This window comes from Micromonospora sp. NPDC049051 (assembly GCF_043197575.1).
Classification (GTDB): domain Bacteria; phylum Actinomycetota; class Actinomycetes; order Mycobacteriales; family Micromonosporaceae; genus Micromonospora.
This window is the reverse complement of sequence record NZ_JBICTL010000005.1, coordinates 180,900-199,537: the sequence shown is the minus strand read 5'-3', so window position 1 is coordinate 199,537 and position 18,638 is coordinate 180,900. Positions and strand designations below refer to the sequence as shown.

The window sequence follows — 18,638 nt, the reverse complement described above, 5'->3', positions numbered from 1 at the left end:
GGTTTCTGCCGACCGGGCCGCACGCTCAGACCGCGCCGGTGGCGCCGTCGGTCAGCTCGCGCAGGATGTCGGCGTGCCCGGCGTGCCGGGCGGTCTCCTCGATCATGTGTACCAGGATCCAGCGCAGCGACACCTCGCCGAGTTGCGGCTGCGGCACGACGTGGTCGAGGTCGAACCGGGCGGCGACCTCCCGGGAGCGGGCGCAGGCCTGCTCGTACGCGGCGGCGAGCCGTTCGACGGTGTCGTCGTCGGTGAGCGTGAAGCTGGCCAGCGCGTCCTCCTCGGTGCTCAGGTAGACGTCGTCCGGGCCGGGGGCCAGCAGGCACGGAAACCAGTTCCGCTCGACCAGGATGAGGTGTTTGACGAGGCCGGCGACGGTGGTGGCCGAGGGCACCAGCCGGCGGGCCGCGTCGGCGTCGGAGAGCCCGCGCAGCTTGCGCAGCAGCACCCCCCGGTGGAAGTCGAGGAACGACTCGAGCACGGCCCGCTCGTCGCCGGTGCGCGCGAGCACCGGCCCGAGGGTGGGATCGATCGCCATCTCCGCCATCCACCGACCCTAGTACCGGGGCACCGCGCCCCGCTGCCCCGCTATCCGCTGCGGGCTCCGCGCGGGCACGGCAGGATGGGACGCATGGCATCAACGGTGCAGATCCCCCTGGCGGGTGGCGTGGCCGACGGCGAGACCGTCACCGTGGAGCTGGACCCGAACGGCCGCCCGCCGCTGACCCATCACCACCTCGGCGCGAAGGGCCTGGCCGAGGCGGAGATCTACGAGCTTGAGTCCGTGGAGGGCGAGACCGACCGGTGGTGCTACCGCTGGCGCGGGCCGGCGGTCTGAAGGCGGCTCGACCCACCCGCGCTCCGAGGCGGCTCAGCCCACCCGGGTCAGGGCGCGGGCGCGCAGGCTGTCCAGCACCGCGCGGGTGACCTGCGCGGTCCCCCGGGCCTCGTCGCACACCTCGGCCACCCGCCGGGCGGTGGCCTCGGCCCGCTGCTCGCGCTCGTCCCAGAGCCGGTCGACCTCCGCCAGCAGCGGGCCCTCCACCTCCCGCTCCACGCCGCGCAGCGCCGGCACCCCGAGCCGCTGGGCCAGGTCGAAGACCTTGCCGGCGTACGGCAGCGGCAGGAACGGCGTGCCGGCCATCGCGGCGAAGATCAGGAAGTGCAGCCGCATGCCCACGGCCAGGTCGAAGTGGCGCATCAGCCCGAGCACCTGGTGGGGCGAGTAGGTGCCGTGCAGGATCCGGCCCCGCTCGGCGGCGACCATGTGCGACAGCACGCCGTGCGAGTGCCGGATGTCGTCGCGCTCCATCGGGACGAAGAGCACGTACGCGTCGATCCGGTGCACCAGGAAGTCGCCGATCTGGGCGAGCAGGCGGTGGTAACCGTCGACGTCGAGGCGCTCGGCCGCCCGGCCGGGCTCCCGCACGCTCATCCCGATGAGGCGCTTGCCGGCCGGCACGCCCTCCTCCCGCAGCAGCTCGGCCGGGAAGTCCTCGGGCTCGATCAGGAACGCCGGGTCCGCGGTGACGGTGATCGGGTTGAGCAGCCCCGCCTCCTCCAGCATCATCCGGGACTCCTGGTCCCGTACGGTCACCTGGGTGGCGCTGGCCAGGGTCTCCCGGACCATGCCGGTGTCCACGCCCTCGCTGAGCGGCCCGACCCCCACCGCGTACGTCAGCAGCGGCAGGCCCCGCTCCTGGGCGACCCGCACCACCCGCAGGTAGCGGCGGGCCTCCCGGTCGTAGAGGATGCCGCCGCCGCCGAGGATCAGCACGTCGAGCTGGGCCAGCACCAGCGCCGAGTCGGTCCGGCTGATCCCCTCCCAGGGCACCGCCTCCACGTCGGGATGGGCGAGGCGGGTGTGCTCCGGGTTCCGGGAGAAGACGATGATCCGCCCGTTCGGCTCCTGCTCCCGCAGATCGGCCAGGAGGCCGCTGAGGATCGCCTCGTCGCCGAGGTTGCGACCGCCGTACGAGCCCAGCACCCCGATGGTCAGTCCGCCGTCTCGCGTCATCCGTCGCTCCTCCCCAGGTGCGTCCGGGCGGGGTTTCCCGCTGGGCGGGGGAACACTCCTGACGCGGCTCAGCTCGCGGGGGAGATCCGTTTGGTCATCTGCTGGGCGGCGACGCGGTAGCCGAGGCTGCGGTAGAGGTGGATGGCCCCGGTGTTGGAGCCGAAGACGTTCAGCCCCAGCTCGGGCGCCCCGAGCGCGGCGAGTTCCGCCTCGATGAGCTGGATCATCCGCCGCCCGTACCCCCGTCTCCGATGTCCGGGATGCACCTCGACGTTGTTGAGCCACGCGGTGTGGGGCCCGGCGGGGCTGCCGGGCAGCGAGACCCAGATCCACCCGACCTCGACGTCACCCACCCGGGCCGTACGCAGCAGGGAGCCGGCGGAGTCGACCCCGTCGGGAAGGAGTTCCCGCAACTGGGTGGTGGCCCGCTCCAGGGCCACGGGCGGGGGCAGGCCGCCGTCGGCGGTCATCGCCTCGGCGTACGAGCGCACGAGCGGCTCCCGCAGCCGCGCGAACTCGTCGGCCGTCATCGGCACCAACTCCACCACGCCTCCCCCTCCCCCGGACTCACCGGTCGGCGGTGCCGACCAGCCGGGACACGAACGCCACGACCACGTCGTCGGGGTCGAATCCCGCCTCGATGGACGTGCCGAGCAGGTCGAGCAGCAGCCCGTCCACGGCGTAGTGCAACAGAGCGACCTCGAACGCGCCACCCGGTAATCCGGAGGCGAGATGGAACGCCACGTCGTCGCGGTAGCCCCGCCGCAGGGTGTCGCCGAGGATCCGGGCCAGGTCGGGGCGGCGGGCCGCCTCCAGCCGCAGCTCGATCAGGGCCCGGGTGAGGTCGGGCTGCCGGGTGGTCCGCTCGACGATGTAGCGCAGGTAGTCGGTGAACAGCTCCAGCGACGGCTCGCGGGCGGCCAGCTCGGCCAGGACCCGCTCGTCGGGGGCGAACCGCTCCATGATCCGCTCGCCGAGGGCGCCGAGCAGCGCGTCGCGGGAGCGGAAGTAGTTGGAGGCGGTGCCGGTCGGCACCCCCGCCTCGGCGTCGACCGCCCGGTGGGTGAGCCCCCGCGCCCCGGTGGCCGCCAGCACCCGCAGCCCCGCGTCCGCCAGCGCCGCCCGTCGTTCCACGTTCCTCGCCATGGGAAACACCGTAGCACCAACCACTACGTGTGTAGTAGCTTCATCCACGACACCAGTAGTGATTGGAGAACGGTTTGCGCAAGCTCGTGTACTACGTCGCCAGCACCCTCGACGGCTTCATCGCCGCCCCCGACGGGTCGTACGACTTCTTGGGGTTGGCTCCCGACCTGGCCGCCCACGTGGCGGCGAACTGGTCCCAGACGCTCCCGACGTTCGCCCACCCGCAGTTCGGCATCGACGAGGCGACGGGCCGCTTCGACGCGGTGCTGATGGGCCGGGCCACCTACGACCCGGCACTACAGCTGGGCGTCACCAGCCCGTACGCCCACCTCACGCAGTACGTCTTCTCCCGCACCCTGCCGCCGGCCGCCGAGCCGGAGGTGGAGATCGTCTCCACGGACCCGGTCGAGTTCGTCCGGGAGCTGAAGCGCCAACCCGGCCGCGACATCTGGCTCTGCGGCGGCGCCCAGCTCGCCGGCCAGCTCCTACCCGAGGTCGACGAGCTGATCATCAAGCTCAACCCGTACGTGGTCGGCAGCGGCATCCCGCTCACCGCCCGGGGATTCGACCCGCGCCGGTTCGACCTGGTCGACACCCGCCCGTTCGACAGCGGAGTCGTCATGCTCCACTACGCCCGCCCCGCCGAGGCCGGGTAGCCGTTCCACGGTGAGCACCAGATTGGCGTCCAGCTCGTCGCGGCCCGGTCGTCGAACGGCGGCACACGTCGGCGTCAGCCGGGCGGGGGCACCGGGTGGGTCAGGAACGGCAGGACAGCGGCGGGCAGCGCCGGCGAGGTGACGATGTCGTAGTGGGTGAGCCCGGGCAGCACGGCGAGCCGGGCGGCCGGCCGGTCGGTGCCGTCCCAGCCGGCGTCGCGGTGGCCGCCGCCGAGCAGCCCGAAGAACTCCACCATGTGCGCGGTGCTGACCGAGTCGCCGTCGGCGAACACGAGCAGGGTGGGCACGGTGAGGGCAGCCACCTCGGCCGACCAGTCGTAGTCGCGCCGCAGCAGCTCGCCCGTCTTCGCCCAGAGCCGTGACCAGTCCCCCGGTCGGGGTGCGACCCGCGTGTAGAGCTCGTACGGCGGGGTACCGCGCATCCGCTCGCCGGCCGCCTCGTCGGGCTCGGGCATGCCCGCCAGCACCCCCGGATACCAGCCCTGCCGTCTGCACGGCGCGGAGACGACGACCAGCCGGCGCACCCGGGCCGGGTGCTGGATCGCCGTACGCAACGCCACGCCGCCGCCGAGGGAGTAGCCCATCACGTCGGCCCCCGCCAGGCCAAGCTGGTCGATCAACGCGGCCACGTCGTCGGCCATCGACTCGTGGCGCAGCGGACGGTCGACGTCGGCGGTGCGCCCGTGGCCCTGAAGGTCGACCGCGATCACCCGGCGACGCGCGGCCAGCGCCGGCAGGACGGCCGCGAACATCTCCACCGACCCGAAGCCGCCGTGCAGCAACAGCAGCGGACGGCCGGTGCCGTGCTCCTCGTACCACAGGCGCAGCCCGTGGACCTCCGCGTAGCTCACCGTCCCATCCAACCCCCGCCCGTACGCCGTGCGCGGGCCGTCGGGGCGCTTCACCCCGTGGTGACGCCCCCGCGCGCTACAGGCGCTTGCGCATCTGGATGGCGGTCGCCTCGAAGCCCAGCTGCTCGTAGAGCGTCCGCGCGGGCAGGTTGAAGCCGAAGACGCTCAGGCCGATCGAGCGGACCCCCCACTCCCGGCACTGCCGCTCGACGGCCTGCAACATGGCCCGCCCGTAGCCCCTGCGCCGCAGGTCCGGTCGCACCTCGAAGTCGTAGCCGAAGGCGTGCGGGCCGTCCGACTTCTGCTCGACGTGCAGCCAGAGCATGCCGACCTCGTCGTCGCCGTCGTAGGCCGTCCAGAAGTGGTGCCCCGACGTCGCCAGACCGTCCGGCAGCAGCTTCGCGTAGTCCTCCTGCGCCTTCGCCTCGGCCTCCGGCGCCGGCATCGCGCCGGAGTCGGCGATGTTCCGCGCGTAGCTCGCCTCCGCCCGCTGCCGGTACCGGAGGTACTGCTCGGCGGTCATCGACTCAAGTCTCAGCGTCACCCCGACACCGTATTTCAGCCGTCCGGGCCGGACGGTCCGGCAAGGACAAACAGGACGGTCGACGGTCGCCCCCGCTCCACGGCCGTCACGGCTAGCCCGGCCGGACGCACGGGTCGGTGACCGTGCGGGTCGCGCTCTGCGCCGTGCGGCCGTCTTCGGCAGTCGCGCGTACGGACCAGGTCAGCGTCGGTACGCGCAGCTGCCCGACGCTCACCCGCGCGGCCGACCCGTCCACCGTCATCGCCCGGGTCGACGTCCTTCCCCCGCTGGGTGTCCAGCGCACCTCGGCGCCGCTGAGCGCGGCGCTGCCGGTGGCCTGCACCACGAGCGTGTACGTGTCCGAGCCGCACCGCACGTGAGCGGTGGCGGAGACCGTGAACGCCGCGGCCAACTGGGGTGTGGCGGTCGGCCGGGGCGCGGTCGGAGTCCGGGACGGCGCCCCGGTCGGCGACGGCGCGGGACCGCCCGGCACGGCGTCGGGCGCGTCGGTCCGGGCGTCACCGTCCGTCGGCGCGGCCACGGGGTCGGGTGTCGGACCGGCGGCCCCGGCCGGCGGTTCGGCGGCCCGCGTGCCGGTTGCCGGGGCGGTGCCCGACGGCGGCGCGGAGGCGGCCGTCACCGGATCGCCGGCCGCCGGTCCGCGCGTCTCCGATACCGGCTGGCCGGAGGCGTCCCGCGCGGCGGTCGGACGCCCGGGTCCCAGCGCCCAGGTCCCGAGCGCGGCGAGGAGGATCAGCAGAGCCACGGTCGCGGCCACCCGCCGGCGGCGCCGGTCGCGGTTCGCAGGCGAGGTCGCCCGCACGGCATGCGCCGTACCGCGCGCCGCCACCGCACCGGCCGGAGCCGCCGCCGCACCACCCGGCGACGTTGCCACACCGTCCGAGGACGTCACCGCACCACCCGGCGACGTTGCCGCACCGTCCGTGGCCACCGCCGCCGCGTCGTCCGGGGCCACCGGCCCGTTCGGTGCCGGCGCGGGCCTGTCGACCATTCCATCCGTCGCGGGCACGGGTCCGTCAGCCGCTCCCTGCGCCCGCCCGGCGTCCCCCGTCCCGGACAGCGCCTCGGCCGACGGCGCCGGATCGGCGGACGGTGCCGGGTCGGCGGACGGTGCCGGGTCGGCGGACGGTGCCGGGTCGGCGGACGGTGCCGGGTCGGCGGACACGGGGTCGGCCGTGGCCGCGCCCGCCGGATCGGCGCTCGCGTCGGGCGCCGGATCGGCCAGGACGCCGGTCGCGCAGGCGTCGGCCAGCCGCGGCCACACCGCGTCGGCGACGACCAGGAAGGCCGGCGCCGTGTACGCCGACAGCAGCGCGGCCGGGCTCAGCTGTTCCCGCCGGAGCAGCCCGCACACCGCGCAGCTCTCGATGTGCCGCGAGACCCGCTTGCGCAGCGTCGGCGTGAGTCGGCCCTGCCAGCCGTCGATCAGTCCGGCGAGGGCCGGGCAGTCCCGGGCTCCGGTGCGGGCCACCAGCAGCGCCCCCAGCGCGCGTTCGAGCTGCGAGCGGGCGCGCGACAGGCGGGCGTGCGCGTGGTTCGCGGGCACCCCGAGGGCCGCGCCGATGTCGGCGGACGACAGGTCGTGGCGGATGGCCAGGTGGACCACCTCACGGTCGCCCGGGTTCAGCGCGGCGACGGCGTGGTGGACCAGGTCGCGTACCTGCTCGGCGTTGACGCCCGTGCCCGGGTCGGCGACGTCGGCCGCCGGCTCGCCGGCCTCCTCGATCGGCAGGGAACGGGACCGCTCGCGGAGCTGCCGGAGGCACTCGGTGCGCACGATGGCGTACAACCAGGAACGCAACCGGTCCGGCTCCCGGAGCTGGCCGATGCGCTGGCTGGCGGTGAGGAAGGCGTCGTGGACGGCGTCCGCGGCGGCGTCCGGCTCGCGCAGCATGGCCCGGGCGTACGTGTACAGCCGGTCGGCGTAGCGCCGGTACATGCCCTCCAGCCCGGCCCGCTCGCCGCGCCGCAGCGCCTCGACCAGCGTGGAGTCGTCCTGTGCCGCCGTGTCCATCCGTGTCCCTCGCTGCTCGTCGACGGGTCCAGTAAAGCGGCGAAATTTTTTTCTTCGAAGTTTCTGTTGGCATCCCGACCCGCCCGCGCTCCTACCGGTGTCAGCGCGACGAACAACCGAAGGGAAGACACCATGCGAGAAGGATCGAAGCACATCCGTTGGACGCGTCGGACCGCCACCGTGGGCGGGGCCGCACTGAGCGCGCTCGTACTCGGCCAGCTTGCCCTCACCGGGCCGGTGGCGGCGGTGCCCGGCCTGAGCATCAAGACGACGACCGGTCCCAGCAACAGCAGCGCGAAGACGCAGAACGCGGCCTGCCCGACCGGCACGAAGGTCATCGGCGGCGGTGGCGCGATCACCGGTTCCGGCCTGGGGCAGGTCGGCATGGACATCATGCGGCCGCTCATCGGCGGGGACGCGTACTCGGTGACCGGCCGGGAGGACGAGAACGGCGTCGGCGGCAACTGGGCGGTCACGGCGAACGCGATCTGCGCCACGCCGCCCGCGGGCCTGGTGATGGTGTCCGGCAGTTCGGCGCCCAGCTTCGGCACGTCGAACTGGTTCGAGAAGTCCTGCCCGGCCGGCAAGCACGCCATCGGGGTCGGCGGCGCGGTCGTCGGGGCGTCGAACAGCGAGGTCGTCCTGGAGGACCTGCGCATCAACCAGAGCAGCGTCGTCGTGGCGGGCGCCGAGGACGGCACCGGCTTCGCCGACACGTGGTGGCTGGACGCCACCGCGATCTGCGCCGACCCGCTGCCCGGCGAGCAGCGTGTGATCGACGACAGCCTCTACAACTCCGCCTCCACCCGGTCGATCACGGCCACCTGTCCCCCCGGCACCCGGGTGCACGGGGTGGGCGGCGAGATCCTCGGCGGCGACGGGCAGGTGCGCCTGACCGAGATGCGGGCCACGACCTCGACCGTCGTCACGGTCTCCGCCGCCGAGGACGAGGACGGCTTCAGCAGCAACTGGAAGGTGCGCGCGTACGCCGTCTGCGCGAACTGACCCGGTGCCCCGTGGTCCCGCGCCGCACCTCGGCGCGGGACCACGGGCAACCGCCGGTTGACGTCCCACGGCTCACTCGCTGTGGAGCACCTCGGCGATCGTGAGCCGGGCCGCGCCGCGGGCCGGGACCAGTGCACCGAGGAGCGCGATCACGACGCCGGCACGCCCGGCGCCCCCAGCGCCAGGCTTCCCACCGGGGCGAGGGAGATCCCCTCGCCGTAGATGACCCTCCGCGCCCCGGTATCCCGCGCGGGCACGGCCAGGCCGATCCGCATCCGATCAGGCGGGGTGTCGAGAACCACGCTGGCTCGGCAGGTGCGGCGAGGCGACGTGCGTTGCCGGGCTAATCGGTTGGCCCCGTGCGGCCGCCGCACTACCGTGCCGGTCGTGCCCATCCACGATCACGAGGTCCGAGCCACCGTCGCTCAGGTGCGCCGGCTGGTGGCGGCCCAGTGCCCGCAGTGGGCGGACCTTCCCGTGACAGCCCTCCCCGGGGAGTTGGAGGGCACCGACCACGTCCTGTTCCGGATCGGCAGCGACCTCGTCGCCCGGATGCCCAAGATCGCCACGGCCGTCGACCAGGCCGATTCCGACGCTCGGTGGCTGCCCATGCTGGCGCCTCACCTGCCCGTACGGATTCCCGTCCCGCTGCACCTCGGTGAGCCGGGCGCGGACTACCCCTGGCGGTGGACGGTGGTGCCGTGGATCCCGGGAGACACACCGCCCCGACTCGGCTGCGACGACGTACCCCTGGCCCGCGAGGTCGCGGCCTTCGTCCGTGCCCTGCACCGGGTGGATGCCACCGAGGGCCCGGTCAAGCCGCCGGGTTCCCGCGGGTCCGCCCTGCGGCACGTCGACGCGGCAGTCCGCCGGGTGCTGCCCCGCCTCGCCGGGCACGACGACGGCTTCGACGTGGCCGAGGCCGAGGCCGCGTGGGACGCCTGCCTCGCCGCTCCCGACTGGGACCGGAATCCCGTGTGGCTCCACGGCGATCTTCAGCCGGGCAACCTGATCACCGACGCCGGCCGGCTGGTTGCGGTCGTCGACTTCGGGGCGCTCGGTGTCGGCGACCCGGCGCCGGACGTGGCACCGGCCCTCTGGACCTTCACCGGCGCGGCGCGGGACGCGTACCGGAAGGCGGTCGGGTACGACGACGCCACCTGGCGCCGCGCCTGCGGCTGGGCCCTCGCACCGTCGTTGACCGGCATCGACTACTACCGGCACAGCTTTCCCCGGATGGCCGAGCACGGCCGCCGGATGGTCCGCGCGGTGATCGCCGAACTGCTGTGAGCACGACCGCGACCATTTCGGGCACCACCGCCGACGCGGCGAGCCCTAGCATCGCGGGTATGGCGACGCGGCTCGTGCAGATCAACATCAAGGCTCGGGACGACTCCGCGCTGGGCGGATTCTGGGCGGAGGCGCTCGGCTGGGGAATCTCCAGCGAGGGACCCGGCGTGACCAACCTCGAACCCGAGGGCTTCGTCTACCCCGACCCCGTCGCGGTCTGCGTCGACCTCATCGTCTCCCCGGAACCCAAGACGGTGAAGAACCGCGTGCACGTCGACCTCGCCACCACCTCGGCAGCCCATCAGGCGGAACTGGTCACGCGCCTGAAGGATCTCGGCGCGACACCCGCCGACATAGGTCAGGGCGACGTCCCGTGGACCGTCATGGCCGACCCGGAGGGCAACGAGTTCTGCGTGCTGGACCCCCGACCGCTCCACCGGGACACCGGACCGATCGCCGCGGTGGTGGTCGACTGCGCTGATCCGCGAGCCATGGCCCGCTTCTGGGGCGAGGCGATGGACTGGGCGGTGCACGAGGTGACCGATGACAGGGCGCTACTGCGCTCCGCCAAGGACGTCGGCCCATACCTCCAGTTCCTCCGTACGCCCGGGGTGAAGACCGGGTGGAACCGCGTCCATCTCGACGTCCGCCCGTACCCGGGCGACGACCTGGCGGCCGAGGCGGCCAGGCTGCGGGCTCTCGGCGCCACCGCCATCGACCTGAGCCCGGACGAGGTGCCGTGGACCGTCCTCGCGGACCCGGAAGGCAACGAGTTCTGCCTCCTCACCCCAAGCTGACCCGAGCCCTCGTCGCGCCGCTCACCACGGCCAGGCCCGGACTGTGCGACGCGGCTGGATTCGAAGTCCGCACACCAGAATCGCTCCGTGGCGAGCAGCAGGCAGGGAGCTTCCTCGTGAACCGGGTCGTCCAACAGGTCCTGCTCTACCGGACGCCCGACCGGTGGCGCATCACGGTCTGGGAAACACCCGAAGCCATCGCATGCGGCGACGTACCCGACACGCCGCCAGACGCACCCATCGGCACCGCCCAGCAGGACCTCCTCGCGCATCTGCGCAGGCACTGGAACTACACCGGCCAACTGACCTGGCACGAGGAGAGGCCCGACGGGTGGGTCGCCACGCCAACCACCGACTGAGCCGAAGATCCTTCAGCCGGACATGTCACCGCTGATGGTGAAGGGTGGGCGCGGCAGGTTTCGAACCTGCGACCCCTCGCTTGTAAGGCGAGTGCTCTCCCACTGAGCTACGCGCCCGGAACCCGTACGAGCGGGCCGGAGGGAGGCAAGCTTACCCTGCCCCCGCCGACCCGGTCGTACGGCGTGCCCGGTTGTCAGGCCGCGACGGCCTCGGCCAGAGCCTTGCGCCAGCCCTGCTGGTCGCGGGCCTCGCCCGGCATGTTCATCTCGGCGAAGCGGACGACGCCCGCCTTGTCGATCACGAAGGTGCCCCGGTTGGCGATGCCGGCGACGTCGTTGAAGACGCCGTACGACTGGGCCACCGCGCCGTGCGGCCAGAAGTCGGCCAGCAGCGGGAACTGGTAGCCCTCCTTGTCGGCCCAGATCTTGTGCGCGTAGACGGAGTCGACGCTGACGGTCAGCACCTGCACGTCGTCGTTGACGTACTCGTTGAGGTTGTCCCGCACCTCGCACAGCTCACCCTGGCAGATCCCGGTGAAGGCGAGCGGGTAGAAGACCAGCAGCACGGTGCGCTTGCCACGGAAGTCCGAGAGGCGGACCTCCTGGTTGTTCTGGTCCTTGAGCACGAAGTCCGGCGCCTCGGCGCCAACCTCGATCGGCATGCGAGCTCCTCAGGATGGGGTCGGAATGGGCAACAGCCTGCCACACCCGGCAGCGGGCGCCGCCGGGTGATCGCCGGCGTCGGCCTACTTCTTGCCCTTGGCCCCGCGGCGCAGGACGAGGCGGGCGCCGCTCCAGTCCCGGCCGGCGTTGACGGTGGAGGTCTGTTGGAGGCCGGCGGTGGGCGCGGACTCGGCGATCTCGCTCGGCTCGACGTGCCCCTCGCGCCCGGCCTTGGGCGTGAGTAGCCACACGACGCCGTTGTCGGCCAGCGGGCCGAGGGCGTCGACGAGGAGCTCGAAGAGATCACCGTCGCCGTCGCGGTACCAGACCAGCACCGCGTCGACCACCTCGTCGGTGTCCTCGTCGACCAGCTCTCCACAGCGGTCGGTCAGGGCGTCCCGGAGATCCTGGTCGACGTCGTCGTCGTACCCCATCTCCATGACGACCATCCCCGGTTCGATCCCGAACCGGTCCGCCAGGCTGCGTACCCCGTCGGCGGCCTGACCAGCGGTCGCGCTCACTGTCGCGTGCCTCCTCAACTCATCCCTACCTGCGGCGTCACGGCGACGCCGTCAGGCAAAGTCCACACAGTTGTGGCTCCCTGCGCAAGTGGCGCACCGGGTGGAACGGAATTTACCGTGCCAGGAGCGTGCGGGCACCCTGGGTAATTGCTTCCTCGGAGACGAGAACCTGACGCGCCGCCGGACCTAATGGTACAAACGAGTCAACTCCGGCCACTCGTCGCGCAGCGCCGACATATCCGGCATCCACCAGGGCCGCGATGACGCCCTCGCCCACGCCGCCGGACCGCCGGGTCTCGTCCACGACCAGCACCCGGCCGGTCGCCGCCGCCTCGCGGATGATGTCGGCCACCGGCAGCGGGGACAGCCAGCGCAGGTCCACCACCCGGGTGCCGATCCCCTCGTCGGCGAGGGTCGCCGCCGCCCGCAGGGACATCCGCACCCCGTTACCGAACGTGATGATCGTGACGTCCTCGGTCGAGCCGACGCCGTAGACGCGGGCCCGGCCGAGCGGCACGTGCCCGCCGGTCCACGCGCCCGGCTCGGCGTACGGGGCCAACCACTCACCGTCACCGTCGGCGTACAGGTCGCGGGTGTGGTAGAGCGCGATCGGCTCCAGGAAGACGCAGACGCTGCCGTCCACCGCCGCGCTGGCCAGGCAGGTGCGCAGCATGGGCGCGGCGTCGTCCGGCCGCGCCGGCACCGCGATCACCAGACCCGGCACGTCCCGGAGTACGGCCACCGAGTTCTCGTTGTGGAAATGCCCCCCGAGGCCCTCCTCGTACGCCAGGCCCGCCACCCGCACGACCATCGGGTTGCGGAACGCCCCCCGCGAGAAGAACTGCGTCGTGGCCGCCTCGCCCCGCAGCTGGTCCTCGGCGTTGTGCAGGTACGCCAGGTACTGGATCTCGGGCACGGGCAGCATCCCGGCCAGCCCGGCACCGAGCCCCAGCCCGAGGATCGAGGTCTCGTCGAGCAGCGTGTCGAAGACCCGGGCCGCGCCGAAGCGGTCCCGCAGCCCCTTCGTCACCCCGTGGACGCCGCCCCTGGCGCCGACGTCCTCGCCGAACACGGCCATCTGCGGGTGGTCGAGCATCCCGTCGGCGAGCGCGGCGTTGATGCTCTGCGCCAGCGTCAGCGGGCCGGTCAGCTCGGGCGGCTTCCCGCCGAACGCCTCCGCCCTGGCGGCGGCCCCGGGGCCCGTGGCGCGGGCCGCCGCGTCGGCGATCGCCCGGGCGAGGCGTACCGGGCGGCGGGGTGCCAGCGGGGCCACCACCTCCGCGGGCGCGGTGAGCTTCGGCTCGTCCAGCACCTCCTCGGCGATCCGGCGCACCTGCCAGCCGATCTCGTCGTAGCGGGCCAGCAGTTCCTCGCCCGTGACGACCCCGGCTCCGACGAGCCGCCGTGCGGTGCCGGCCAGCGGGTCCCGGTCGAGGTCGGCGGCGATCTCGTCGGCGCTGCGGTACGCGGTCTCGGCGTCCGCGCCGGCGTGCCCCATCAGCCGCACCGTCGACAGGTGCAGCACGGCGGGCCGCCGGTGCCGGCGCACCCAGGCCGCCGCCTCGACCGCGACCTCGTACGCCCGCACCAGGTCGCTGCCGTCGGCGGCGAAGTAACGGATCCCCGGCTTGGACCGCAGCGTGGTCTCCACCCACCCCTTCGGGGAGCGGACGCTGATGCCGAGGCCGTTGTCCTCGCAGACGAAGAGCACCGGGATGCGCAGGCCGGTGTGGTCGTACCAGCCGGCGGTGTTGAACGCGGCGGTGGCGCTGGCGTGGTTGACGGAGGCGTCGCCGAACGAGCAGACCACGATGGCGTCCGTCGGCCAGGAGACTTGCTCGGCACCGTCCCCGCTGCCGGCCCGCGCCCCGTCGCGCCGGCCGGAGGTGTCCAGCCGGCGCAGCCGTTCCACCGCCAGTCCCATCCCGACGGCGCGGGGCAGGTGCGCGGCGATGGTGGGGGTGGTCGGGACGACGGCCAGGTCGGCCCGGCCGAAGACCTTCTGGCGCCCGCCGGCGATCGGCTCGTGGCTGGAGGCGACCATGCCCCGCAGGACGTCGCGGGCCGCCTCGGCGTACCCCGGATGGAGCGGCCGGTCCACGACGGACCCGGCGCCGCCGACCGGCTCGTCCGGTTCGGAGGCGTCCGGATCGGCGGCGACCGGGGCGGCACTGCCGGCGTGGCCGCCCGGGACGCGACCGTCGCCGGGGCCCGCCGGGTCGACCGCAACGGGCCCGTCGACCGCAGCCGGCCGGTCGACGCCGCCGGGCTCGCCCGCAAGCTGCCCCGTCCCGGCCCGCTCGGCCCCGACCCGCTCGGCCCCGGACCGCTCGGCCCCGGCCGGCTCGCTTCCGGGCCGCCCAGCCTCGGGCCGCCCAGCCTCGGGCCGCTCGCTCTCGGGCCGCTCGGCGACCGGCCACTCGGCCTCGGGCCGCTCGGCCGACGCCGATCCGTCGGCCTGGGCCGCGCGGACGCAGTAGAAGGCGCCCGAGCGGTAGTGCAGCAACGCCGGATCGGTGGCGCGCAGCGCGGCGGCGACCGCCGCGTTGCCCTCGTGGCCGGCGGAACCGGTCGTGTAGAAGCCCTCGCCGAAGCTGTGCAGCCAGCGGCCGGCGAGGTCGAGCTGGCGGCTGGTCGCCTGGGCGTCGAAGAGCTCCAGCGCCCGCGCGCCGGTCAGCGTCGTGTCGTCGGTGACCGGCCGTGCCGGGTCACGCCGCTGCGGCGGGGCGGCCAGCGCGGCCAGCGTCTCCCGGAACCGGTCGTCGAGATCTTGCGGGGTGGTCACGTCGGACAGCATTACCGACAAGCGGCCCGCGCGCCCACTCGGACACGAACGACGCGGTGTGGGTCAGTCCTCGTCGCAGCGTTCGGGACAGCCGCCGTCGGAGACCTTCCAGACCAGCTCACGCAGGGTCGCCAGCTCCTGCGCGGTGAGCCCGGCGAGCAGCCGGGAATCCGACACGACCTCGTGCACCCGGGCCCGCATCTGCCGCCCCGGCCCGGTGACCACCAGCGTCTTCTGCCGCCGGTCGACCGGGTCGGCGTGCCGCTCGACCAGCCCGGCCCGCTCCAGCTTGTCGACCAGGGCGGTCACGTTGGACCGGTCGCAGCCCAGCCGGGCGGCGAGGTCGCGGGCCGGCAGCGGCCGGTCGGGGTCCAGCTCGTGCAGGGCCCGCGCGGTCGCGGGGGTCAGTCCCAGTTCGGCGATCCCCCCGTCCTGCTGGTGGCGCAACGCGGCGGCGATGTGGGCGATGCGGCGCACCACGTCGCCGGCCAGCGCCGCGCGGTCGGCGGGACCCGGCGGGGTGGAGGGGACGGTGTGCGACGCCATGCCCCACATCGTACGCGCGTCAAAGGTTGAATTACTCCACCATCAGGACGGCGTCAGCCGGGGAGGAACGAGAAGCGGACGCTCCGGGTGGGGTTGTCGCCGTTGGGGTCGACCAGGCAGACCGACTGCCAGGTGCCCAGCGCCAGCCGCCCGTCGACGACCGGCAGCGTCGCGTACGGGGGGACGAACGCCGGCAGCACGTGGTCGCGCCCGTGGCCGGGCGAGCCGTGCCGGTGCCGCCACCGGTTGTCGGCGGGGAGCAGGTCGTCGAGCGCCGCGAGCAGGTCGTCGTCGGATCCCGAGCCGGTCTCGATGATCGCCAGACCGGCGGTGGCGTGCGGCACGAAGACGTGCAGCAGACCGTCGCCCTGCCCGGAGACGAACCGCTCGGCCTCCGCCGTGATGTCCCGGACGGTCGGCCGGCTCCCGGTCTGGACTGTGATCACCTCACTGCGCATACGACGCATTCTGCCCGAGGAGGCCGTCGGCCGCCCGGATCCCACCGGCCGGCCCGGTTGCGCAAAGTTACCGACGGGTACCTGTGTCGCAGGTCGCGTCTCCGGCCGGTGGACGTGACGACAGGTGCCACCAGGGGGCAGGATGGCGCTAGAGACCTATCCCACACGAAACCGAGGGAACGCCTGTGGCTACGGAACGCAAGCGCCCGGTGATCACTGCTGGTCTGCCGAGCCAGCTTCCGGACATCGACCCTGAAGAGACCAGCGAATGGGTCGAGTCGCTCGACGGTGTCATCGACGAACGCGGAACAAAGCGCGCCCGCTACGTCATGCTGCGCCTGCTGGAGCGGGCCCGTGAGCGTCAGGTCGGGGTGCCGTCACTGACCACCACCGACTACATCAACACCATCCCGCCGGAGCGCGAGCCGTGGTTCCCGGGTGACGAGCACGTGGAGCGGCGGATCCGGGCGTACGTCCGGTGGAACGCCGCCATGCTGGTGCACCGGGCACAGCGCCCCGAGATCGGCGTCGGCGGGCACATCTCCACCTTCGCCAGCTCGGCCTCGCTCTACGAGGTGGGCTTCAACCACTTCTTCCGGGGCAAGGACCATCCGGGCGGCGGCGACCACATCTTCTACCAGGGGCACGCCTCCCCCGGCATGTACGCGCGGGCGTTCCTGGAGGGGCGGCTGACCGAGCACCAGCTCGACGGGTTCCGCCAGGAGCTGTCGCACCCGGGCGGCGGCCTGCCGTCGTACCCGCACCCGCGGCTGATGCCGGACTTCTGGGAGTTCCCCACGGTCTCGATGGGCCTGGGCGGGCTGAACGCGATCTACCAGGCGCGGTTCAACCGCTACCTGCACCACCGGGGCATCAAGGACACCTCGGACCAGCACGTGTGGGCGTACCTGGGCGACGGCGAGATGGACGAGCCGGAGACGCTGGGCGCGATCGGGGTGGCCGCCCGCGAGGAGCTGGACAACCTCACCTTCGTGATCAACTGCAACCTCCAGCGGCTCGACGGGCCGGTGCGCGGCAACGGCAAGGTCATGCAGGAGCTGGAGGCGTTCTTCCGGGGCGCCGGCTGGAACGTCATCAAGGTGGTCTGGGGCCGCGAGTGGGACCCGCTGCTGGCGGCGGACACCGACGGCGCGCTGGTCAACCTGATGAACACCACGCCCGACGGTGACTACCAGACCTACAAGGCGGAGTCCGGGGCGTACGTCCGGGAGCACTTCTTCGGCCGCGACCAGCGGACCCGCAAGATGGTCGAGGACCTCAGCGACGACGAGATCTGGAACCTCAAGCGGGGCGGGCACGACTACCGCAAGCTCTACGCGGCCTACAAGGCGGCGATGGAGCACACCGGCCAGCCGACCGTGATCCTGGCCAAGACGATCAAGGGCTGGACGCTGGGCTCGCACTTCGAGGGCCGCAACGCCACCCACCAGATGAAGAAGCTGACGCTGGAGGACCTGAAGACCTTCCGCGACCGGCTCTACCTGGACATCCCGGACAAGGCGCTGGAGGACAACCCCTACCTGCCGCCGTACTACACGCCGGGCGAGAAGTCCGACGAGATCGCGTACCTCAAGGAGCGGCGTCAGCAGCTCGGCGGCTACCTGCCGTCGCGGCGCGCCGGCCAGAAGCGGCTGGCCATCCCCGGCCCGGAGCGCTTCGCCGACGTCAAGCGCGGCTCGGGCAAGCAGAAGGTGGCCACCACGATGGCCTTCGTCCGCCTGCTCAAGGACGTGATGAAGGACAAGGAGTTCGGCAAGCGCTGGGTGCCGATCATCCCGGACGAGGCCCGCACCTTCGGCATGGACTCGCTCTTCCCGACGCAGAAGATCTACTCGCCGCACGGCCAGCGCTACACCTCGGTCGACCGGGAGCTGTTCCTGTCGTACAAGGAGTCCACCGGCGGGCAGATCCTGCACGAGGGCATCAACGAGGCCGGCTCGGTCGCCTCGTTCACGGCGGCGGGCTCGTCGTACGCCACCCACGACGAGCCGATGATCCCGATGTACATCTTCTACTCGATGTTCGGGTTCCAGCGCACCGCCGACGGGTTGTGGGCCGCCGCCGACCAGATGGCCCGGGGCTTCCTGCTGGGCGCCACCGCCGGCCGGACCACGCTCAACGGTGAGGGGCTCCAGCACGAGGACGGCCACTCGCTCCTGATCGCCGCCACCAACCCGGCGGTGGTCGCGTACGACCCGGCGTTCGCGTTCGAGATCGCGCACATCGTGGAGAACGGCCTGCACCGCATGTACGGCGAGGCGCAGGAGAACGTCTTCTACTACCTGACGATCTACAACGAGCCGATCCTCCAGCCGGCGGAGCCGGAGGGCGTGGACGTGGAGGGCCTGCTCAAGGGCATCTACCGCTACTCCCCCGCCCCGTCGGTGGGCGACGACGCGCCGAAGGCCAACGTGCTCGCGTCGGGCACCGGCATGCAGTGGGCGCTCAAGGCGCAGCAGTTGCTGGCCCAGGACTGGGGCGTGGCCGCCGACGTCTGGTCGGTGACCTCCTGGACGGAGCTGCGCCGGGACGCGGTGGAGTGCGAGGAGCACAACCTGCTCAACCCGGGCGAGGAGCAGCGGGTGCCGTACATCCAGCAGAAGCTGGCCGACGCCGAGGGGCCGAAGGTCGCGGTCAGCGACTGGATGCGCGCGGTGCCGGACCTGATCGCCCGCTGGGTGCCCGGGGACTACACCTCGCTCGGCACGGACGGGTTCGGCATGTCCGACACCCGCCACGCCCTGCGCCGGCACTTCCACGTCGACGCCGAGTCGGTGGTGGTCGCGACGCTGCGGCAGCTGGCCCTGCGCGGCACGGTGCCGGCGGGCGTGCCGGCCGAGGCGGCCAAGAAGTACGCCATCGAGGACGTGAACGCGGCCCCGGTCGGCGAGACCGGCGGCGACAGCTAGGACGGCACTGACGAAGGGCCCGGCGCGTTCCGCGC

Annotated in this window: 18 protein-coding genes, 1 tRNA gene and 2 pseudogenes; 7 read left to right on the top strand and 14 right to left on the bottom strand. The window is 73.0% G+C overall.

Features of this window, described 5'->3' with window-relative positions; translation table 11 throughout:
- Positions 1-25 precede the first annotated feature (25 nt).
- Entirely contained in the window at positions 26-547 is a 522-nt protein-coding gene (locus tag ACGFIR_RS22080; RefSeq protein ID WP_393146849.1) for a DinB family protein, read from the bottom strand.
- 84 nt (positions 548-631) lie between these two features.
- On the opposite strand from ACGFIR_RS22080, the gene ACGFIR_RS22075 reads away from it, so the two are divergent.
- On the top strand, positions 632-838 hold the full coding sequence (locus ACGFIR_RS22075; protein ID WP_393001847.1) for a hypothetical protein: 207 nt from the start codon (positions 632-634) through the stop codon (positions 836-838).
- A 33-nt stretch (positions 839-871) separates the two neighbouring features.
- Here ACGFIR_RS22075 and ACGFIR_RS22070 read toward each other — a convergent pair whose 3' ends face one another.
- The 3 genes from ACGFIR_RS22070 to ACGFIR_RS22060 all read right to left on the bottom strand — a co-directional run bounded on the left by ACGFIR_RS22070 (position 872) and on the right by ACGFIR_RS22060 (position 3,163).
- Positions 872-2,017, bottom strand: coding sequence for a polysaccharide pyruvyl transferase family protein (locus ACGFIR_RS22070; protein WP_393146847.1), 1,146 nt, complete (start codon positions 2,015-2,017; stop codon positions 872-874).
- A gap of 68 nt (positions 2,018-2,085) precedes the next feature.
- Positions 2,086-2,565, bottom strand: a complete 480-nt coding sequence (locus tag ACGFIR_RS22065) for a GNAT family N-acetyltransferase (RefSeq protein ID WP_393146845.1) — start codon at positions 2,563-2,565, stop codon at positions 2,086-2,088.
- A gap of 19 nt (positions 2,566-2,584) precedes the next feature.
- Positions 2,585-3,163 carry a TetR/AcrR family transcriptional regulator gene (locus ACGFIR_RS22060; protein ID WP_393146843.1) on the bottom strand — a complete coding sequence of 193 codons (579 nt, stop codon included), beginning with the start codon at positions 3,161-3,163 and terminating at the stop codon, positions 2,585-2,587.
- A 74-nt stretch (positions 3,164-3,237) separates the two neighbouring features.
- Between ACGFIR_RS22060 and ACGFIR_RS22055 the strand changes: the two genes are divergently transcribed.
- Positions 3,238-3,819 carry a dihydrofolate reductase family protein gene (locus ACGFIR_RS22055; RefSeq protein ID WP_393146841.1) on the top strand — a complete coding sequence of 194 codons (582 nt, stop codon included), beginning with the start codon at positions 3,238-3,240 and terminating at the stop codon, positions 3,817-3,819.
- 74 nt (positions 3,820-3,893) lie between these two features.
- On the opposite strand, the gene ACGFIR_RS22050 is transcribed toward ACGFIR_RS22055, so the two are convergent.
- From ACGFIR_RS22050 to ACGFIR_RS22040, 3 genes are all read right to left on the bottom strand, one after another.
- A complete protein-coding gene (locus ACGFIR_RS22050; protein ID WP_393001837.1) occupies positions 3,894-4,691 on the bottom strand; it encodes an alpha/beta fold hydrolase in 798 nt (265 codons plus the stop codon).
- 76 nt (positions 4,692-4,767) lie between these two features.
- Positions 4,768-5,235 (bottom strand): GNAT family N-acetyltransferase, encoded by a 468-nt coding sequence (locus ACGFIR_RS22045; protein WP_393146839.1) that lies wholly within the window; start codon positions 5,233-5,235, stop codon positions 4,768-4,770.
- Between the two features lie 91 nt (positions 5,236-5,326).
- On the bottom strand, positions 5,327-7,249 hold the full coding sequence (locus ACGFIR_RS22040) for a sigma-70 family RNA polymerase sigma factor (protein WP_393146837.1): 1,923 nt from the start codon (positions 7,247-7,249) through the stop codon (positions 5,327-5,329).
- 132 nt (positions 7,250-7,381) lie between these two features.
- Between ACGFIR_RS22040 and ACGFIR_RS22035 the strand changes: the two genes are divergently transcribed.
- The 4 genes from ACGFIR_RS22035 to ACGFIR_RS22020 all read left to right on the top strand — a co-directional run bounded on the left by ACGFIR_RS22035 (position 7,382) and on the right by ACGFIR_RS22020 (position 10,700).
- The gene (locus ACGFIR_RS22035) at positions 7,382-8,254 is read left to right on the top strand and encodes a hypothetical protein (RefSeq protein ID WP_393146835.1); all 873 of its coding nucleotides are present in this window, start codon (positions 7,382-7,384) and stop codon (positions 8,252-8,254) included.
- 387 nt (positions 8,255-8,641) lie between these two features.
- Entirely contained in the window at positions 8,642-9,544 is a 903-nt protein-coding gene (locus tag ACGFIR_RS22030) for an aminoglycoside phosphotransferase family protein (RefSeq protein WP_393146833.1), read from the top strand.
- 59 nt (positions 9,545-9,603) lie between these two features.
- Entirely contained in the window at positions 9,604-10,341 is a 738-nt protein-coding gene (locus tag ACGFIR_RS22025; protein ID WP_393146831.1) for a VOC family protein, read from the top strand.
- Positions 10,342-10,457: 116 nt separating this feature from the next.
- Positions 10,458-10,700, top strand: coding sequence for a hypothetical protein (locus ACGFIR_RS22020; RefSeq protein WP_393146829.1), 243 nt, complete (start codon positions 10,458-10,460; stop codon positions 10,698-10,700).
- Between the two features lie 45 nt (positions 10,701-10,745).
- Here the strand turns inward: ACGFIR_RS22020 and ACGFIR_RS22015 are convergent.
- From ACGFIR_RS22015 to ACGFIR_RS21985, 7 genes and pseudogenes are all read right to left on the bottom strand, one after another.
- A tRNA-Val gene (locus ACGFIR_RS22015) sits at positions 10,746-10,817 on the bottom strand.
- Between the two features lie 77 nt (positions 10,818-10,894).
- Positions 10,895-11,362: a peroxiredoxin gene (locus ACGFIR_RS22010; protein ID WP_393001823.1), complete on the bottom strand. Its 468-nt coding sequence runs from the start codon at positions 11,360-11,362 to the stop codon at positions 10,895-10,897.
- Between the two features lie 84 nt (positions 11,363-11,446).
- A complete protein-coding gene (locus ACGFIR_RS22005) occupies positions 11,447-11,884 on the bottom strand; it encodes a DUF3052 domain-containing protein (RefSeq protein WP_357450928.1) in 438 nt (145 codons plus the stop codon).
- Positions 11,885-11,996: 112 nt separating this feature from the next.
- Positions 11,997-13,973 (bottom strand): annotated as a pseudogene (locus ACGFIR_RS22000) (thiamine pyrophosphate-dependent enzyme); the annotation flags it as partial.
- A 321-nt stretch (positions 13,974-14,294) separates the two neighbouring features.
- Positions 14,295-14,681, bottom strand: a pseudogene (locus ACGFIR_RS21995) (transketolase); the annotation flags it as partial.
- Between the two features lie 51 nt (positions 14,682-14,732).
- Complete coding sequence (locus tag ACGFIR_RS21990) at positions 14,733-15,215, bottom strand: MarR family winged helix-turn-helix transcriptional regulator (protein ID WP_393146827.1); 483 nt, start codon at positions 15,213-15,215, stop codon at positions 14,733-14,735.
- A gap of 53 nt (positions 15,216-15,268) precedes the next feature.
- On the bottom strand, positions 15,269-15,673 hold the full coding sequence (locus tag ACGFIR_RS21985) for a YjbQ family protein (RefSeq protein WP_393001817.1): 405 nt from the start codon (positions 15,671-15,673) through the stop codon (positions 15,269-15,271).
- Positions 15,674-15,858: 185 nt separating this feature from the next.
- Between ACGFIR_RS21985 and aceE the strand changes: the two genes are divergently transcribed.
- Positions 15,859-18,603 carry a pyruvate dehydrogenase (acetyl-transferring), homodimeric type gene (gene aceE, locus ACGFIR_RS21980; RefSeq protein ID WP_393146825.1) on the top strand — a complete coding sequence of 915 codons (2,745 nt, stop codon included), beginning with the start codon at positions 15,859-15,861 and terminating at the stop codon, positions 18,601-18,603.
- Positions 18,604-18,638: the final 35 nt, after the last annotated feature.

Coding starts and splice junctions, on each gene's coding strand:
- ACGFIR_RS22070 (WP_393146847.1), bottom strand. CDS start 2,017: ATGACGCGAGACGGCGGACTGACCATCGGGGTGCTGGGCTCGTACGGC.
- ACGFIR_RS21985 (WP_393001817.1), bottom strand. CDS start 15,673: ATGCGCAGTGAGGTGATCACAGTCCAGACCGGGAGCCGGCCGACCGTC.
- ACGFIR_RS22075 (WP_393001847.1), top strand. CDS start 632: ATGGCATCAACGGTGCAGATCCCCCTGGCGGGTGGCGTGGCCGACGGC.
- ACGFIR_RS22035 (WP_393146835.1), top strand. CDS start 7,382: ATGCGAGAAGGATCGAAGCACATCCGTTGGACGCGTCGGACCGCCACC.
- ACGFIR_RS22080 (WP_393146849.1), bottom strand. CDS start 547: ATGGCGGAGATGGCGATCGATCCCACCCTCGGGCCGGTGCTCGCGCGC.
- ACGFIR_RS21990 (WP_393146827.1), bottom strand. CDS start 15,215: ATGGCGTCGCACACCGTCCCCTCCACCCCGCCGGGTCCCGCCGACCGC.
- ACGFIR_RS22040 (WP_393146837.1), bottom strand. CDS start 7,249: ATGGACACGGCGGCACAGGACGACTCCACGCTGGTCGAGGCGCTGCGG.
- ACGFIR_RS22060 (WP_393146843.1), bottom strand. CDS start 3,163: ATGGCGAGGAACGTGGAACGACGGGCGGCGCTGGCGGACGCGGGGCTG.
- ACGFIR_RS22025 (WP_393146831.1), top strand. CDS start 9,604: ATGGCGACGCGGCTCGTGCAGATCAACATCAAGGCTCGGGACGACTCC.
- ACGFIR_RS22010 (WP_393001823.1), bottom strand. CDS start 11,362: ATGCCGATCGAGGTTGGCGCCGAGGCGCCGGACTTCGTGCTCAAGGAC.